Source organism: Hydrocarboniphaga sp. (genome assembly GCF_028291725.1).
Classification (GTDB): Bacteria; Pseudomonadota; Gammaproteobacteria; order Nevskiales; family Nevskiaceae; genus Hydrocarboniphaga.
On the sequence record NZ_JAQGNT010000070.1, the window covers coordinates 37,757 to 53,936 of the forward strand.

The following is a 16,180-nucleotide window of genomic DNA, read 5'->3' on the forward strand; positions in this document are numbered from 1 at the left end:
AGATTTCACATGGATTTAGGAATTGCAGGCAAGGTCGCATTCGTTTCCGGTGGCACCAAAGGTATCGGCCGCGCTACCGCAGAGCTATTTGCGAAGGAAGGCTGCAAGGTCATCGTCACCGGCCGCGGCCAAGAGGGCGTCGATGAGGCAGTCGATAGCATGAAGGCCGCGGGGGGAACCGTTGCGGGTATTGCCGTTGACCTGACGAAGGCATCGGAGGTCAAGCGCGCGGTCGAGTTCGCACGCGACACCTTCGGGCCGCCAGATATCGCGGTGACCAACGTGCATCTGGGCGCCGGCGGTGCCGATGGCGAAGGCAACTTCGACACGCTCAAGGACGAGGACTACACCCGGGCCTTCAACGACCTGGCCATGAGCGTCGTGCATCTCACGCGTGCCGTGATCCCGCACATGAAGCAGCAGCGCTGGGGCCGCCTGATCAACGTCGGCTCCGCTGCGGCCAAGGAGCCGCCGCCCGAGATGGAGCACCTGCTGCACAACGTGGCGCGCGCGCCGGTGGTGGTGCTGAACAAGACCCTGGCCAATGATCTCGGGCCCTTCGGCATCACGGTCAACACCGTCGGTACCGGCTGGATCCTCACGCCTTCGGTGCAGCGCTTTGCCGACGAGCTGAAGATCGGCAAGGAGAACATGGACGACTACATCCGCAAGAACTTCCATATCCCGGCGAACCGCTTCGGTCTGCCCGAGGAGGAAGGCGCGCTGATCGTGTTCCTGGCCTCGCAGTACGCCGGTTACATCACCGGCTGCTGGATTCCGGTCGACGGCGGTTTCCACCGTTCGGCCTGGTAGATCCTTGCATGAGCTGGCAGGCCCCGCCGCGTCCGGACTGGCTGCAGCAGGTCAATGACGAAGGCCTGGTGTTCGGCAGCCTGCCCGATCTGGTGAGGCTCGACGCCGACGAGCTGGTCGAGACTGCGACCAGGAGCCTCGGGCTTACCGACTTCGGCGACGAGCAGTGGCGCCAGCCGTTTTCGGTCCTCATCAAGGCGCTCAACGAGGAAGCCGGCCTGAACCTGTTCGGCCGCATCTATACGCGCGACGAGATGCTGCACGCGCTCAAGATGCGGCTGCTGATCCAGGATCAGTACAACCGCCATCCCGAGATCGAGGACGAGGTCATCGCTGCGCCGGTGCTGGTCACCGGCCTGCCGCGATCGGGCACCTCGATCCTGTTCGAAATTCTGGCCGAAGATCCCCAGTTCGGCTCGCTGCTGAGCTGGGAGATCGTGCTGCCTTGCCCGCCGCCGGAGGCCGCGACCTATCGCAGCGATCCGCGCATCGAGCAGGCCGAGCGCTACCTGACGATGCTCAATCGCATCGCGCCGCAGTTCAAGGCCATGCACGAGATGGGGGCGCGGCTGCCCAACGAGTGCGGCGAAGCCTTCATCTATTCGTTCATGTCGGACAACCTGGTCGCGCGGCTGGACGTGCCGAGCTATGTCGACTGGCTCTACACCCGGTCCGACTGGGGCTACATGTATCGTTATCACAAGCGCCTGCTGAAGCTGCTGCAGTGGAAGAATCCGCGTCGGCACTGGCTGCTGAAGGCGCCACCGCACCTCTGGCATCTGCCCGATCTGTTCGCGGTCTTTCCGGATGCGCGCGTGGTGCACACGCATCGCGACCCGGTGCGCTGCAATGCTTCCAACAACAGCCTGCTGGGAACCTTGCGCTGGATGCGCAGCGACCAGCCCTTCGATCCGTCGAGCTTCGAGAAAGTGCTGGCTCCGGAAGCAACCGCTGCCGGCCTGAACATGGTGATCGACCAGCTGGAAAGCGGTGCGGTACCGCGCAAGCAGGTGTTCGACGTGCTTTACGCCGACCTCGTCGATCGTCCGATCGAGGCGATGAAATCGCTGTACGCCAGCATGGGATTGCCGCTGACCCCGGAAGCGGGGCAGCGCATGCGCGCGTACGTCGAATCCAAGCCCAAGGGCAAGTTCGGTGCGCATCGCTACGCGACCGTCGAAGGCGAGGCGGAACGTCATGCCCGTGCCTGCTACGCGCGCTACCAGCAGTACTACGACGTTCCCGAAGAGCGCTGAAGCGAGATCGAGCATGAGTACGCCTGGGACCGGCATCGCGGACGACACCGAACTGGCGCAGGCCTGGGACGATTTCTGCGAGACGCTCAAGTCGGCCAAGTCCACGCTGTTTCTGGACAATGCGCCGAAAGCCGCCCACGACCGCGCGGCTGGCCTGCGCATGCTGGCGCGCAACATCGCGCTGGCGCTGGACATGCGCCTGGAGAATGCCGATCCACTGCGTCCCCAGCTGACGCACTACTTCGACTGGCGCCGCAAGCAGGGTGGCGACAACGCCGATGCGCTCTACCTGGGCGCCGCCATCGATGGTTCGCAGACCTATCGTCTCAGCGGCCGGCTCGGCAGCGCGGCTTTCGCCGCCTTCACCGTGATCGACGACGGTGCCACGCCCTGGGGCGGCGCCGCGGCCGGCACCCTGCTGGCCAAGGATCTGCAGACCGATGCGCAGGGCCGTTTCGAATTGCTGCTGAGCCCGGAGCCGCAACCCGGCAACTGGCTCAAGACCGGCGCCAGGACCATCCGCCTCACCATCCGCCAGTTCTTCGGCGACTGGGACAACGAGACGCCGATGGCGGTGGAGATCGAGCGGGCCGGCGAGGCCTTGCCGCCGCCTGAGTTCAGTGTCGACGGCGTGATGCGCGGTCTGCGCGATGCGGCGGCCTGGCTCGCCGATGTGACCGGCTTCTGGCACAACACACTGGGCCTATGGCAAAAGCGACCGCTGGAGTTCCTGTCGCTTCGTCAAGTCATGGGCAAGGGTATCGATGCCACGCCGGGCGGCGAGCCCTATCTCGCGTACTGGGATCTGCAGTCCGACGAGGCGCTCATCATCCGCGTACGCCCGCCCGGGCAGTCCAGTTTCTGGAACTTCGAGTTCGGCAACTGGTGGATGGAGACGATGGACTATCGCCATCGCCTCAGTGGCACCAATCATCACCATGCCGTGGTCGAAGACGACGGCGAGGTCGTTCTGGTGGTTTCGCAGGACGACCCGGGCCTGCCCAACTGGCTCGACGCTTCCGGCTACTCCTGCGGCTATCTGGTCTGCCGCTGGATGGGCGCCGATTCCGCGCCGCAGCCGGTCATGCGCCGCGTCAAGCGCTCGCAGCTGATGGCCGAACTGCCAGCGGGCGTGCGCCGCATCGACGCCGCAGGCCGCAGCGCCCAGCTCACCGCGCGCAATCGCGGCATCCGGCGCCGCTTCGCCGGCTACTGAGATCTTATCGAGATGGATGGCGCCGCCGTGACCGATGCCGTGAACGATTCACTGCTGACTCCGTTTTCGCTCGCCGGCGTCAGCTTGCGCAACCGCTACGTGATGTCGCCGATGACGCGCGAGTTCTCGTCCGACGGCGTGCCCGGCGACGGCGTGGCCGGCTACTACGAGCGCCGCGCCCGGCACGGCTTCGGCCTGATCGTGACCGAGGGCATCGGCGTCGACGACGCCGCGGCGGTCGACAAGCCGGGTGTTCCGCTGCTGGCCGGCGCAGCCTCGATCGCCGGCTGGAAACGGGTCACCGATCGCGTGCACGCAGCCGGCGGCGTGATCGTCGCTCAGCTCTGGCATCAGGGCCCGCTGCGCGATCCGCGCGGCAGCCGCCATCCGCAGATCGAAGCGCTGCGGCCGTCCGGCATCTGGGGTCCGGCCCAGGGCCTGGTGTCGATCAGCGCCGAAGAGCGGGCCTATTTTCTGCCCGAGACGCGGCCGATGAGCGAGTCCGAGATCGGCGAGGTGATCCTCGCCTATGGGCGCGCGGCGGCGGCGGCGGTGGCGGCGGGCTTCGACGGCGTCGAACTGCACGGCGGGCACGGCTATCTGCTCGACAGCTTCATGTGGGCCCAGACCAACCGCCGCGTCGATCGCTGGGGCGGCGATGCGCGAGCGCGGTCGAGCTTCGCCGCCGAAGTCGTGCACCTGGTGCGCGGCGCGATCGGCCTGCGGCCGCTGATGTACCGCTTCTCGCAGCACAAGCAGCAGGACTACAAGGCGCGGCTGGCGCAGACGCCGGACGAACTGGGCGCAACGCTGGAGCCGCTGGTCGAGGCGGGCGTCGACGTGTTCGACGCCAGCAGCCGCTCCTTCGATCTGCCGGCCTTCGAAGGCTCGCCGATGTCGCTCGCCGGCTGGGCGCGCCGGCTCACCGGGCGGCCGGTCATGGCGGTGGGCGGCGTCGGCCTGGGCAAGCCGTTCCGGCCCTCCGAAGGCGGCGGCGCGCTGGTGGAGGGGGTGGACAATCTCGACCGCGTGCGCGAGCGCTTCGCGGCCGGCGAGTTCGACCTGATCGGCGTCGGCCGCGCCGCGCTCAACGATCCGCGCTGGATCGAGCGCATCGCCGCGGGCGAGCCGCCGTTGGCATTCGATCCGGCGAATCTCTTGCGGCTGACCTGAGCGCAGTCACGCGGTTCGGCGCGGACCAAATTTAAAAGGCGAAGCCATCGCATCGCCACAAGGAGGGGGAGAAAGATGAATCAGAATATTCGTGTCTGCGCCAGCATGGGGCTGATCGCCACCATGGTGATGTTTACTGCGATATGGCCTTGCTGGCAGATGCTGCCGCCGCTTTCGCCGATGCTGTCGCCGGCCGAGGTCGCGCAGCACCTGCGCGATCACCGTAGCGGCATTCTGATCGGCGGCGTGCTGATCACCCTGTCCGGCTCGCTGTTCTTCATGTTCCTGGGCGGCATCTACGCCTGCACCAAGCGCATGGAAGGCCCGGGGGCTCCGCTGACCAACGGCGCCATCATGGTGACAGGGTTCGGCTTCTTCCCGCTGTTCATGCTGGCCGCGTTCCTGATCGAGGCGGTGTACCGGCCGGAACTGTCGGACGACACGATGCGCCTGCTGTTCGACCTGGCCATGTGGATGCTGGTGTTTCCGGCCATGCCGGCCTTGCTGATGTATGGCGCCATCGGCTATGCGACGCTGACCGACCGCAATGCCACGCCGATTTTTCCGCGGTGGCTGGGCTTCACCAATCTATGGGTCGCGGTCCTGTCACTCGGTGGCGCGATCATCCCGTTCTTCAAGCAGGGGCCGTTCGCCTGGAACGGCCTCATCGCGTTTTGGATTCCGGCCGTGCTGTTCGGCGTGTGGGCAGCTCTGATGACCTGGGCAGTATGGCGCGCCGCCGAGCACCCGGCGTTGCAACTGCCGGGCCGTACCAGCGCCTGAGTGACAGCAACACAGGAGATAGAACATGAAACTGCAACTGGAAGGACGGCGCGCCCTGGTCACCGGCAGCAGCGCCGGTATCGGCGCCGAAATCGCGCGCGTGCTGGCGGAGGAAGGCGCTTGGGTGGTCGTGCACGGTCGCGCACAAGCGCGGGCACGCGGGGTCGCAGACGACATCGTTGCGCGCGGCGGTCGTAGCGCCGTCGTTGTCGGCGATCTGACCGATGCCGCGCAGTCGGAGCGCGTCGCGGTCGAGGCGGTGGCGGCATTCGGCGGCATCGACATTCTGGTCAACAACGCCGGTGGCGCCAGTCCGGAGAACGGCAACATTCCGTTCTTCGAGGTGCCGGTGGAACATTGGGCGCCGATGTATGACAAGAACGTCGTCTCCACCGTGCGCCTGATCCATCTGCTGGTGCCGGCGATGCGCGAGCGCGGCTGGGGCCGCGTAATCCAGATCGCCAGCTCCGCCGCGACCACGCCGCCGGCGATGGTGGCCGAATACAACTCGGCCAAGCTTGCGCTGGTCGGGCTGACTTTGAGCCTGTCGAAGGCGCTGGCGAAAACCGGCGTGACGGTCAACACCGTGTCGCCGGGCATCGTGCGCACCCCGACATTCGACGACTGGATGCTCGGCGTCGGCGCCGGCCTGGGCTTCGGCGACGACATCAGGCGCACCGAGCGCTACGTGCTCGACAACTTCTGGACGCAGACGGTCGATCGGGTGGGCGAGGTCGACGACATCGCCAATCTCGTCGCTTACGTCGCCAGCCCGCTGTCGGGCTACATCAACGGCACCAACCTGCGCGTCGACGGCGGCATTTCGCCGGCCATCAACTGATCCGCATTGGGCGGCCCCGCACGCTGGACGGCTCAGGCTCTCGACAGGCCCTTCACCGGCTGCATCTTCTGGTCGACCAGCATGGCCGACGGCCCGCAGCCGCGCAGCAGGAAATTGCGCCGTTCGAGCCAGCCGTGGAAATAACGCACGAAGCGCTCGTCGTGGTCCGGACTCGCTTGCGGAATGAAGGCCTCCAGCGCCCACTCGGCGGATTCGCTGTCGGTCTGGCGCTTGCCGAGCAGATCGGAGGCGCCGTCGAGATCGGCGGCGACGATGTCCGGCCCGTAACGGTTCCAGCGATCCAGATACAGCCCCAGGCACTCCATGCGCTGGCGGCTGAATCCCGGCGCATCCTCGGGCCCGGCCTCCGACATCGTGGCGATGCCCTGGAACAGGCGTGCGTAGCCGCCGCCATAGTTCAGAGGGCGATCCAGCGGGTCGGCGACCGCCGGCAGTTCGATGCCGATGGCCGAGGCGATCGAGGTCATGGTCCAGCGCGAGGTGCCGAGACAGAAACTCAGGTAGGTGAGGTAATCATCTTCCGGACCGGGATCCTGCGCGAACGATGCCATCAGCAGCGGCGTGCAGTTGGCGAAGGCGGCCGTGTGGTATTCCAGCGAGAACTTGTCGGCGCGATCGCCGGTGAGTTCCGCGTAACGCTCGATCAGGCCATCGATGTTGTCGATCGGCTCCGATGGATCGCGGATGCGCATGCCGGCGAATTCGGTGATCGGGTTGCCAATGTATGCGAGCTCGAAATCGATCAGGCCGCTCAGGCGGTTGCCGTCGAACAGGAACTGCCCCGAATCGCCGGTCACTAAAGCGCGGCGCTGGTGATGCGCCGGCACGTTGCGGCGCACCCACTCGCATACGAATTCCACTACGGCGAAAGGTTTACGTTTCTTCTTTCGGTACAGGCTCTCGCAGAGGCTGTAGAGATTCAGCGTGGTGTCGCGGGGTGTTTCAGGAATGGTCAGGCCGACGGCACGGAACTCCTCGATGTCGATCGAATGCAGTTTCACCAGGGCCTGCACGTAGTCCTCGCGAATCGCGGCGCGCGCTTCGTCGCTGACGGCGGTGCGCAGGCTGATCTGCCCGGGCAGGCGTTCCATGACCATCGCCAGAGGCTCCTCGATGACACCGCGAATCCTGGGCGCCGGCACGCCGTGGCGCTCGAGGATGCGATGCACCTCGATCTCTTGCCGCAGCGTCATCGGCCCCACATAGCTGGCGCTGCGCTGACCCTTGATGATCATGGATTCGAGGCCGCTTTGCGTTTGTATATCCACTTCCCAGGCTGGCCGCCATCGGGCCTGGCGCTGGAAGCCCTGCACCGTGCCCAGATTGGCTTGCAGCCACGCGTAGACGCGCTGATCGTGCGCATCGAAGGCGGAAGAGTCGATAGTGCCCATGCTGATCCCCTGTGTTTGATGTTTGATTGTTGCGGAGAATGCGAATGTTGCCGCTAAGGCGAGCGACCTTCAGGTCCGTCCGATGACATTGCGGCTCCGGCACCGGGGGATTTCGAGCATGCCTTTGAGCCCTGGCGCTGCCGCGCAGAGCTAGGGAATGGCATGGATCGGCGGCATCGCCGTCACCGGACCGCGCCGGTGCCGACGGTGTTGATGGTGATGCCGAAGGGCGCCAGCTCGGAGGCCAGCGTCCTTTGCAAGCCGATGATTTCCAGATCCACGCGTGAGTCCCATGCTGCGATATGCAGCGGTTCGAATCGTCTAAATGGCGGCCGCGTGCACCGCGGCGGTAGGTAGCGCCCGTGTGTTCGCCGGTGCCAGCGATACGCGCACCGGCACCGCGCTCATCAGCGGGATTCCGGAATACCGGTCGAAACCGCGGTCGGTAAACAGCAGCCGCGCGGTATTGCTGCCGTGTTCGGGCTGTTCCGGCTCGTCCGGATTGCCGCCCCAGCAGTGCGACATCGACACGCATCCGCGGCGTATCTCCGGGGCCGGCTGCGCGATGCCGAGGATGGCGTCGCGGGCGGAGCGGATCTCGACCACGTCCCCGGCGGCGGCGCCGATCTGCGCCAAATCCTCTGGATTCATGAACGCCGGGTTGTAGGCCCAGGGTCGATGCTGGCGCGGATTTTCGACCCAGCTTGAGTTCATCACGTCGTGCATGCGGCGACAGATCAGCCGCAGCGGGAACCCGGAACTCTCGGAGGCCGGATCCCGTTCGGCTGCGATCTCGGCCAGGTCCTGCATCATCGGTTCGGAACCCAATTGGATCCGACCGGTCCAGCCTTGGGGCCGGGGCTGCACGATGGTCCGCGGCCGCTCGAACACGCGGCCGCCGCGCCCCGCGGCTCGCACGGTGTCGTAGTCCACGGGCGAGCCCCTGAACACCATGCGCCAGACCTCGAGCGGGCTGGGCTTCACCTGCATGTCGAGCGGCGTGGCCAGCGCCCAGGCGCGCGCCGGATCGAGTACCGCCATGCTCTTGACCGACAGCGCCAATCCCATGTGACGGCCGATGTCGTAGAGCAACTCCCACTCGTCGTGCACATCAGCGCCAGCGGGTGGCGCCTGCAGCGGCGGCGATACGTGGCCGTAGGGCACTTCGTAGCCCCAGCCGGGGGCGAAGCTGGCCAGCATTTCATAAACGCCCGTGGCGTTGTCCACTTCCAGTGGCAACTTGGGCGCAAGCACGTAGTGGGCGTAGCGGCCGGTGCCTGCGACGCGAGGGTCGATGCTCACCAGCAGGTCCAGCGAGCGCATCGCGGCCTGGGTCTTGAGCTGATCCGGCCAAGCCAGCATCGGGTTGCCGCCGAGTACGATCAGTGCTTTCACCTGGCCTTCGCCGGATAGCAGGATTTCGTCGGACAGTGCGGCCGTCGGCATGCCGGTGGCGGTGTCGGTGAGCCCGCGTACGCGCAGCTTTTCGCCAAATCCCGCCGGGGGGAACGGTCCAGGCGAGGCCGCAATTGCAGGAAACGGTTCGATCAGCACGCCCGGATTGCCTTTGACCTCTCCGGCGCGCAGCCACCAGCCGCGCAGGCTGGTCAGCGCGCGCCCCAGGTACTCGACGAGGTTGGCTTGGCCAGACATGTTGGCGCCGGTGCCCGAAAACACCGCGCCGCGTCGGGCTGCGCCGATCATGTTCGCGGCAGCGATCAGGTCCTGGGCGCGGATGCCGGCGCGGGCGGCCACGGCGTCCGCCGTGTAGGGCTCCACCGCCATCCTGAGTGCATCGAGTCCCTGGGTTTCGGCGTCAACGAACTCACGGTCGATGAGCTCGCTGCGCAGCAGTTCGCGGACGATACCGGCCATTACCGCGGCATCCTCACCGGGCTTGCACTGCAAGTGCAGGTCGGCACGGCGCGCCGATTCGCTCACGCGCGGATCGACCACGATCAACTTCATGCCGCGATAGTGGCTCTGCTTGAGCGTGCGCGCAGGATTCACCCCGAGCCCGCCGGTCAGCGACACCAGCGGATTCGAGCCGACCAGCAGCAGTACGTCCCAAGTCTCGGTCGGCGGTGTGCCCGCGAGCCAGATGCCATGCAGAGCCATGGCGATGCCCTTGCCGGGCTGGTCGATACTGCCGGTGTTGAACACCATCGGGCTGCCGATGGCCTTCATCAATGCGTAAGCCATGGCATGTGCGGTGAAGTTGATGTAGCCGTGCGTGCCGATGTACAGCGCCACTGAGCGCGGTCCGTGTTCTGCGACAATGGCTTTCAAACGCGCCGCGATCTCTGTAGTGGCTTGCGGGGCGGCGATCGCTTCGTGGCTGCCGTCCGCCTGCCGCTTCATCGAGTGCAGCAGGCGCGATGGCAGCTGGTGCACATGTGCAGCCTCGCGACCCTTGATGCAGGAATAGCCGTAGTAGACCGGATCGTGCTTGTCGCCGCGTATGGTCTGGATGACTCCGTCCTGGCGCTCAGCCACCAGATTGCACGAGGCCGAACAGATGCGGCAGACAAAATTGACTACGTCGGTGCTCATTCTCTCCTCCGGCTCTCCCGCTCTCCGGCATCCGCGGGCAGCCGAAACGGGATATTCCGGGATGTTGCAGAGCGCCTGAACGGCGCACCGACACCCCACTTATTTTTTGATAACTAACTATCCATCATCTTTACGAGCAACGCAATTCCCTTCAGTTTGGCGGCGGCCAGAGCCGGGTTGATGCGTCCGCGCGGCCGCTCCATCACCACGGCCCGCGACTCGGCCGGCCTCGGCCAGCGGCAGATACTCGGTGGTATCGCACATCGGTTCACTGAGCGTGAATTGCTTGGCCTTCCTGCTCCTCGCAGTTCGCCGCCATAAAACTTACAATACGTCAGTTCAAAAAGCTCGAGGAGACGCTGCCAATGAAGCTTTACTACGCCCCGGATTCATGCGCGCTGGCCGCGCATATCGCACTGGTCGAAGCAGGCCTGCCGCATGTGCTGGTCCGAGTCGATCACGCCACCAAGATGGCCGACGACGGCGTCGACTTCACCAGCGTCAATCCGAAAGGCTGCGTCCCGGCACTGGAACTGGACGGTGGACAGGTGCTCACCGAAAGCGCGGCCATCCTGCAATACATCGCCGACCTTACGCCCGCAGCAGGACTGGCGCCGGCGGCCGGCAGTTTTCAGCGCTATCGCCTGGCCGAGTGGCTCAACTTCGTTTCATCGGAACTGCATCAGGTGTTCATGCGCTTCACCATCGCCGACGCGCCGGCCGCTGTGTTCGCCGCCACCACGCAGAAGCTGGCCGGCCGCTATGCCTATGCCGCGAAAGCGCTGGATGCGCAGCCCTATCTGCTGGGCAGGGATTACAGCGTGGCCGACACGTTTCTGTACGTGACCACGCGCTGGTGCAAGCCGGTGGGGATCGACATTGCGCAATGGCCCGGCCTCGTGCGCCATGCCGCGAGCATCGCGGCACGTCCCGGCGTGCTGCGTGCGCTGGCCGCCGAAGGACTGGGCAGCTGAACGCCATGCCGAAAGACCGACCACAGCAAACGAGGGGCAAGCGATGACGATTTCCCTGACGTATCCCAAGGGCGGAGCACTGGTCACCGGCGGTACCGGCAATGTCGGTGAAGGCGTGGTACGCCGGCTGGCCGCTGCCGGCGTGCCGCTGGTGTTCACCTATCGCGGCGGCAAGGAACGCGCGCTGGCGCTGGAAAGCGAGTTGCGCGATGCCGGCCACGCCGTGACTGCGCAGACCATGGACATGACCGACGCCGCCTCGATCCAGGCCGCCGTCGAAAAGGTCATCAGTGAATACGGGCGCCTGCACACCGTGGCCTGCGGCGCGGGCGTGCCGGTAATCTTCAACCGCCTTTCGGATTTCACCATCGAAGAGGTGGAGAAGTTCATGTGGGGTGATGCGCTGGGCTACTACCGCGTGTTCCACACCGCGATTCCGGCGCTGAAAGCCGGCGGCGGTGGATCGATCACCACCTGCAGCACCATCGCGCTGCGACGCCACATCGCGTTCGATGGCATTTCGCCCTTGTCGAAAGGCTCGGTGGAAGCGCTGGTGCGGCAGATCGCCGCGGAGGAGCGCGAGCACGGCATCCGCTGCAATGCGGTCGGCATCGGCTGGGTGCATGCCTTCAGCGCCGAGCAGTTCCGAGACTGGATTCCGCGTGAGAACCCGCCGGACCCGCAGACCCAGGAAGAGCGCATGACCGTGCTGCTCAACCAGCTCATGACCATGGTGCCGAGACCGGCCACGCCGACCGAGGCCGGCAACCTGTTCTCGTACCTCGCATCCGATCAGGCCACGTACATCACTGGCCAGACCATCCTGCTCGACGGCGGCGCCACCTTGTAACGCGCTGCTCCAACGAAGCATTCCTCAGAATCGCGAAGGAGAATGGCGTGGCCGATATCTACGATTACGTGATCGCCGGTGGTGGCACGGCCGGCTGCGTGCTGGCGCGTCAGCTGTCGGAAAACCCCGCGCACCGCGTGCTGCTGATCGAAGCCGGCCCTTCGGACGGCAGCTTCATGGTCAAAATGCCCAAGGGCTTCGGCAAGCTGATGACCGATCCCCGGCACGCCTGGTTCTACGACACCGACAACCACGAGCGTGTGCCCGGTGCGCGGCCGGAGAAATGGTGGCGCGGCAAGCTCATCGGCGGATCGAGCGCAGTCAACGGCATGGTCTATCACCGCGGCCAGCCGCAGGACTATGACCGCCTCGCCGAACTCGGCCTCAAGGGCTGGAACTGGCGCGAAGTGCTGCCGTATTTCATCAAACTGGAAAATCACGAGTTGCCGGCGACGGATTTCCGCGGTCGCGGCGGTCCGCTGGACTTGATGCTGCATCCTGAGAAGCCGCGGCTCTCGGAAGCGATCCTGCAGGCCGGCAAGGCGATGGGCCTGCCGATCAAGGAGGAGCCCAATCTTCCCAACCAGGAAGGCATCAGCTACATCGCCTACAACATCAATCCGAAGACGCGCGAGCGTGTCAGTGCTGGCAAGGCTTTTCTTACACCTGCGGTGCGCGCAAGGCCGAATCTGAAGATCCGGACGGGCACGCGCGTGGATCGCATCCTGTTCGAAGGCCGTCGCGCCGTCGGTGTCGCCTGTACGCTCGGCGACGGCAGCATCGAGCAGTACCACGCGCAGCGCGAAGTGATCCTCAGCGCCGGAGCCATCCATTCGCCGCAGCTGCTGCAGGTTTCCGGCATCGGTCCCGCGCCGCTGCTGCAGTCGCTGGGCATTCCGCTGCTGCAGGATTTGCCCGGCGTGGGCGCCAACCTGCGCGAGCACTGGAACTTCTGGTTCCAGTTCCGATTGCGCCATGCGCAGGACAGCGAAAATCGCGACTACTCCGGCCTGCGTCTGCTCAGGCACGTGCTGCATTACCTGGTATCGCATCGCGGCCTGATGTCCTGGGGTTCGACGCAGATGTCGGCCTTCATCCGCACGCGCGCCGAACTGGATCGCCCCGACGCGCAGCTGATGTTCGCGCCCTACAGCCTGGATTTCGCGGCCATGGCCAAGGGCGGCGCGGCGATGGAGAAGCCGCCCGGCATGCACATGTTCGGCTACCCGCTGCGCGGTACCAGCCAGGGCAGCGTCATGGCGCAGTCTGCCGACATCGCACGGATGCCGAAGATTTCGCCGGGCTATCTGCTCACCGACTACGACCGCCAGGTGACCATCGGCCTGGTGCATTTCATCCGCAGGCTGATGTCGCAGCCGGTGCTGGCGCCGTACGTCGCAGGCGAGGTGGGCGCGACCGTCGGCGTGCACACCGACGACGAGATCATCGACTACGGCCGCCGCTTCGGTTCCACCAGCTTCCACGCCTGCGGCACCTGCAGGATGGGTGCGGCCGACGACCCGATGGCGGTGCTCGACGAGCGCCTGCGCGTGCGCGGCGTCGATGGCCTGCGCGTAATGGACGTGTCGGTATTGCCCGAGCAGCTGTCGGCCAATCCCTGCGGCCCGGTGATGGCGCTGGCCTGGCGCGCCGCCGATCTGATCCTGGCGGATGCGCGTGGATAAGCGGCCCGTGTGTCTGCAAACCGTAGGGCGGGAGCATCCCGCCTTCCGCGTATATCCGGCACGCGAAAGGCGGGATGCTCCCGCCCTACGAAGACTTGGCGTAGTGGTAGCGGCACGATAGGAGTCAACGATGTCAGTGCAATCGAGAGCCGAAGCAAGTCCCGGAATCGAGGGCGGAGCGTCGCGCGTTGCGGTGGTCACCGGCGGCAGTTCCGGGCTTGGCCAGGTGACGGCGACGGCGCTGGCGAAACAGGCTTATCGCGTCATCGTGATCGTGCGCGACCGCGCTCGCGGCGAGGCGGCGCTGGCCGAGATCCGCGCCGCTGCCGGCGGCCAGGCCGCGCTCGACCTGGTGCTGTGCGACCTGAGTTCGCTGGTGCAGGTGCGCCGTGCGACGGATGCGGTCGCAGCGCTGACCGATCGCGTCGATGTGCTGGTGAACAATGCCGGCGGGCTTGCCGACGGCTATCACCTGACGGACGAGGGTTTCGAGTCGACGTTTGCCGCGAATCATCTGGGCCACTTCCTGCTGACGCAGCGGCTGATGCCGCTGCTGGAGCGCGCCGCGCCGGCGCGCATCGTCAATGTCTCGTCGGTGGCGCACAGCTTCGTCAAGGACATCAGCTGGGACGATCTGCAGATGCGCCGGCACTTCATGGTGCTGCGCGCTTATGGCCAGGCCAAGCTCGCCAACATCCTGCATGTGCGCGAACTGGCGCGGCGCCTGCCGCCGGATCGCGTCACCGCCAATGCGGCACATCCGGGCGCAGTGCATTCGCGCTTCGGTACGCATGGCAGCGCCTGGATGCGCGCGGTCGACCACGTCACCCGGCACTTCATGCTGACTCCGGAACGTGGTGCCGACACCATCGTCTGGCTTGCCACTGATGCGGCGATGAGCGGTCGCAGCGGCGGCTACTATGCCCGCCGCAAGCTGCTGCAGCCCACTGCCGCCGCGCGCAGCGACGAGGGTGCGCGGCGTTTGTGGGACATCAGCGAGCAGCTCGTGGCGGCAGCCGCCAAGTAGTCGGCGGCGCCCGCCGTCGGTATTGGCCACGCACATCGCCACCGCAGGCAAATTCTTTTCGCGGCCGTAGCGCAGCACCAGCTGCCCGGCTTCCCTGCGCGAGCGGACGTAGTCGCCGCCGAGTTCCGTCCAGTTGAAAGGATCTTCTTCCGTCACCACGCCGCCGGGTTTGCGCGCTATGGTGCCGATGGTGATGGTGATGGTGATGGTGATGGTGATGGTGATGGTGATGGTGAAGACGAAGCGGGCGATGCCGCTGGCCACCGCGGCATCGAGAACGTGGCGCAGGCCTTCGACCGCTGGATGAACGTCTCGGGTGACATCGCGGCCGATCCCGGTGCGATGCCGCGTAGCTCACATCCAGTTGAACCGGTTGTAGATGCCCTGATGGCGGTCGGCCAGCTGCGCGCGGCGTTTCTCGGCGGTGATCGTCTTGACCTTTGCCGGCAGGTGAGCGGCCAGTTCCGAGCGCCTGATCAGCGTGCACTTCGGGACCACCGACTCGTCGCCGCCGATCCAGCGCAGGTCCATCAGGCCTTCGTCGAAACCGCTGGTGTCGAACCAGTTGGGCAGGCCCGGGTCGTCGTGCGACACCACCGCGATCAGTTCGCCGTCGTCTTCGAGCACGGCGTGATGCATGTTGGTGCCGCTCAGGCGATAGCGGTAGTCGTTGGTCTCCCACCAGGGATTGCAGAATTCCAGATTCCAGAATTCGGACTGCGGCGGCCTGACACGGATGATCAGCGCCGAGTCCTCCGGCACCGACCAATAGCAGACGTAGGGCGTTCCGCCGGGCGTGGCGTTGATGTCCTTCATGTCGACTTGAGCGGCTGCCTTGCGGAAGTTCAGGAACTCGTTCGGCCGCTGCCGATAGATGTCCATCATGTCCTGCCAGAACACCACCAGCCCTTCGAGCATCGCGGCGGACTCGCTCAGGCCGGTGAGGATCGACTCCGCCGTCGGGCGCGGCGGTTCGACCGCCGCACCCAGGCGCTCGATGGTCACGCGCATCGGCCGCTCGCTGGCCCAGTCGGCGAAGAACTGGCGGATGATCACGCGATCGGCATTGGGCTTGAGTTCGATCCAGTTGCCGGACCGCTCGGGGCCGCCGATGAACAGTTCGAAGTCACCGTTGGCGTCGGTCTTCAGATCGCGTCCCAGCAGCATGCTGGAGATGTTGCCGCTGAAGTGCACGCTCTTGTCCTGGATCACGAACGAGATGTACCTGGCGCTGCCGCGATGGCCGTGCAGGCGATAGCGCTGCCGGGCGCTGACCGCTGCGGTGGTGTAGAGCGCGTCCATGTTGTCGCCGCCGAACTTGCGGTGCGGGTCCATGATGTGGACGATCTCGGGATGCAGGGGATCGTTGTCGTGCAGGCGCATGGACAGCGACATCGAGGTGCCGCTCATCACATGCCGCAGACCCGCCGCCAGATCCAGCGCGCTGCGTCCGGACGTGCGGTCCATCGCCGCCACCGCGGAGCGGCGCATCGCCGCCAGAAATTCGTCGAAGCTGGCCAGCATCCGGGCCTTGGTGTTCTGAAGTTCGCTGTCGTTCACGTTTGATCTCCTTGAAGCGTTGACGGTTGCCGCCCTC

At 65.8% G+C, this 16,180-nt stretch carries 14 protein-coding genes; 11 read left to right on the forward strand and 3 right to left on the reverse strand.

Annotated elements, in window-relative coordinates; genetic code table 11:
- Positions 1 to 9 precede the first annotated feature (9 nt).
- From JWQ90_RS19370 to JWQ90_RS19395, 6 genes are all read left to right on the forward strand, one after another.
- Positions 10 to 813 (forward strand): SDR family oxidoreductase, encoded by an 804-nt coding sequence (locus JWQ90_RS19370; protein ID WP_299696661.1) that lies wholly within the window; start codon positions 10 to 12, stop codon positions 811 to 813.
- Positions 814 to 821: 8 nt separating this feature from the next.
- Positions 822 to 2,069 (forward strand): sulfotransferase, encoded by a 1,248-nt coding sequence (locus JWQ90_RS19375; RefSeq protein WP_299696662.1) that lies wholly within the window; start codon positions 822 to 824, stop codon positions 2,067 to 2,069.
- Positions 2,070 to 2,082: 13 nt separating this feature from the next.
- Positions 2,083 to 3,285: a DUF1214 domain-containing protein gene (locus tag JWQ90_RS19380; protein ID WP_299696663.1), complete on the forward strand. Its 1,203-nt coding sequence runs from the start codon at positions 2,083 to 2,085 to the stop codon at positions 3,283 to 3,285.
- 12 nt (positions 3,286 to 3,297) lie between these two features.
- Entirely contained in the window at positions 3,298 to 4,458 is a 1,161-nt protein-coding gene (locus JWQ90_RS19385) for a 12-oxophytodienoate reductase (protein WP_299696664.1), read from the forward strand.
- Between the two features lie 75 nt (positions 4,459 to 4,533).
- Positions 4,534 to 5,241, forward strand: coding sequence for a hypothetical protein (locus JWQ90_RS19390; RefSeq protein WP_299696665.1), 708 nt, complete (start codon positions 4,534 to 4,536; stop codon positions 5,239 to 5,241).
- A 25-nt stretch (positions 5,242 to 5,266) separates the two neighbouring features.
- The gene (locus tag JWQ90_RS19395) at positions 5,267 to 6,082 is read left to right on the forward strand and encodes an SDR family NAD(P)-dependent oxidoreductase (RefSeq protein ID WP_299696666.1); all 816 of its coding nucleotides are present in this window, start codon (positions 5,267 to 5,269) and stop codon (positions 6,080 to 6,082) included.
- Positions 6,083 to 6,114: 32 nt separating this feature from the next.
- Here the strand turns inward: JWQ90_RS19395 and JWQ90_RS19400 are convergent, their stop codons facing one another.
- Positions 6,115 to 7,494 (reverse strand): phosphotransferase, encoded by a 1,380-nt coding sequence (locus JWQ90_RS19400; RefSeq protein ID WP_299696667.1) that lies wholly within the window; start codon positions 7,492 to 7,494, stop codon positions 6,115 to 6,117.
- A 321-nt stretch (positions 7,495 to 7,815) separates the two neighbouring features.
- Positions 7,816 to 10,047 (reverse strand): molybdopterin-dependent oxidoreductase, encoded by a 2,232-nt coding sequence (locus JWQ90_RS19405; protein ID WP_299696668.1) that lies wholly within the window; start codon positions 10,045 to 10,047, stop codon positions 7,816 to 7,818.
- A 365-nt stretch (positions 10,048 to 10,412) separates the two neighbouring features.
- Here JWQ90_RS19405 and JWQ90_RS19410 point away from each other — a divergent pair, with 365 nt between their 5' ends.
- The 5 genes from JWQ90_RS19410 (at position 10,413) to JWQ90_RS19430 (ending at position 14,890) form a co-directional block, all read left to right on the forward strand.
- Complete coding sequence (locus tag JWQ90_RS19410; RefSeq protein WP_299696669.1) at positions 10,413 to 11,021, forward strand: glutathione S-transferase N-terminal domain-containing protein; 609 nt, start codon at positions 10,413 to 10,415, stop codon at positions 11,019 to 11,021.
- Positions 11,022 to 11,064: 43 nt separating this feature from the next.
- Positions 11,065 to 11,871, forward strand: a complete 807-nt coding sequence (locus JWQ90_RS19415) for an SDR family oxidoreductase (RefSeq protein ID WP_299696670.1) — start codon at positions 11,065 to 11,067, stop codon at positions 11,869 to 11,871.
- Positions 11,872 to 11,918: 47 nt separating this feature from the next.
- Entirely contained in the window at positions 11,919 to 13,556 is a 1,638-nt protein-coding gene (locus tag JWQ90_RS19420) for a GMC family oxidoreductase N-terminal domain-containing protein (protein WP_299696671.1), read from the forward strand.
- A 130-nt stretch (positions 13,557 to 13,686) separates the two neighbouring features.
- Positions 13,687 to 14,583, forward strand: a complete 897-nt coding sequence (locus JWQ90_RS19425; RefSeq protein WP_299696672.1) for an SDR family oxidoreductase — start codon at positions 13,687 to 13,689, stop codon at positions 14,581 to 14,583.
- A gap of 133 nt (positions 14,584 to 14,716) precedes the next feature.
- The gene (locus tag JWQ90_RS19430) at positions 14,717 to 14,890 is read left to right on the forward strand and encodes a hypothetical protein (RefSeq protein ID WP_299696673.1); all 174 of its coding nucleotides are present in this window, start codon (positions 14,717 to 14,719) and stop codon (positions 14,888 to 14,890) included.
- A 47-nt stretch (positions 14,891 to 14,937) separates the two neighbouring features.
- Here the strand turns inward: JWQ90_RS19430 and JWQ90_RS19435 are convergent, their stop codons facing one another.
- The gene (locus JWQ90_RS19435) at positions 14,938 to 16,143 is read right to left on the reverse strand and encodes a hypothetical protein (protein WP_299696674.1); all 1,206 of its coding nucleotides are present in this window, start codon (positions 16,141 to 16,143) and stop codon (positions 14,938 to 14,940) included.
- Positions 16,144 to 16,180: the final 37 nt, after the last annotated feature.

Excerpts from the sequence above, each read along its gene's own strand:
- JWQ90_RS19380 (WP_299696663.1), top strand. The coding sequence starts at position 2,083 with ATGAGTACGCCTGGGACCGGCATCGCGGACGACACCGAACTGGCGCAG.
- JWQ90_RS19425 (WP_299696672.1), top strand. The coding sequence starts at position 13,687 with ATGTCAGTGCAATCGAGAGCCGAAGCAAGTCCCGGAATCGAGGGCGGA.
- JWQ90_RS19375 (WP_299696662.1), top strand. The coding sequence starts at position 822 with ATGAGCTGGCAGGCCCCGCCGCGTCCGGACTGGCTGCAGCAGGTCAAT.
- JWQ90_RS19405 (WP_299696668.1), bottom strand. The coding sequence starts at position 10,047 with ATGAGCACCGACGTAGTCAATTTTGTCTGCCGCATCTGTTCGGCCTCG.
- JWQ90_RS19410 (WP_299696669.1), top strand. The coding sequence starts at position 10,413 with ATGAAGCTTTACTACGCCCCGGATTCATGCGCGCTGGCCGCGCATATC.
- JWQ90_RS19400 (WP_299696667.1), bottom strand. The coding sequence starts at position 7,494 with ATGGGCACTATCGACTCTTCCGCCTTCGATGCGCACGATCAGCGCGTC.
- JWQ90_RS19390 (WP_299696665.1), top strand. The coding sequence starts at position 4,534 with ATGAATCAGAATATTCGTGTCTGCGCCAGCATGGGGCTGATCGCCACC.
- JWQ90_RS19370 (WP_299696661.1), top strand. The coding sequence starts at position 10 with ATGGATTTAGGAATTGCAGGCAAGGTCGCATTCGTTTCCGGTGGCACC.
- JWQ90_RS19395 (WP_299696666.1), top strand. The coding sequence starts at position 5,267 with ATGAAACTGCAACTGGAAGGACGGCGCGCCCTGGTCACCGGCAGCAGC.
- JWQ90_RS19415 (WP_299696670.1), top strand. The coding sequence starts at position 11,065 with ATGACGATTTCCCTGACGTATCCCAAGGGCGGAGCACTGGTCACCGGC.
- JWQ90_RS19385 (WP_299696664.1), top strand. The coding sequence starts at position 3,298 with ATGGATGGCGCCGCCGTGACCGATGCCGTGAACGATTCACTGCTGACT.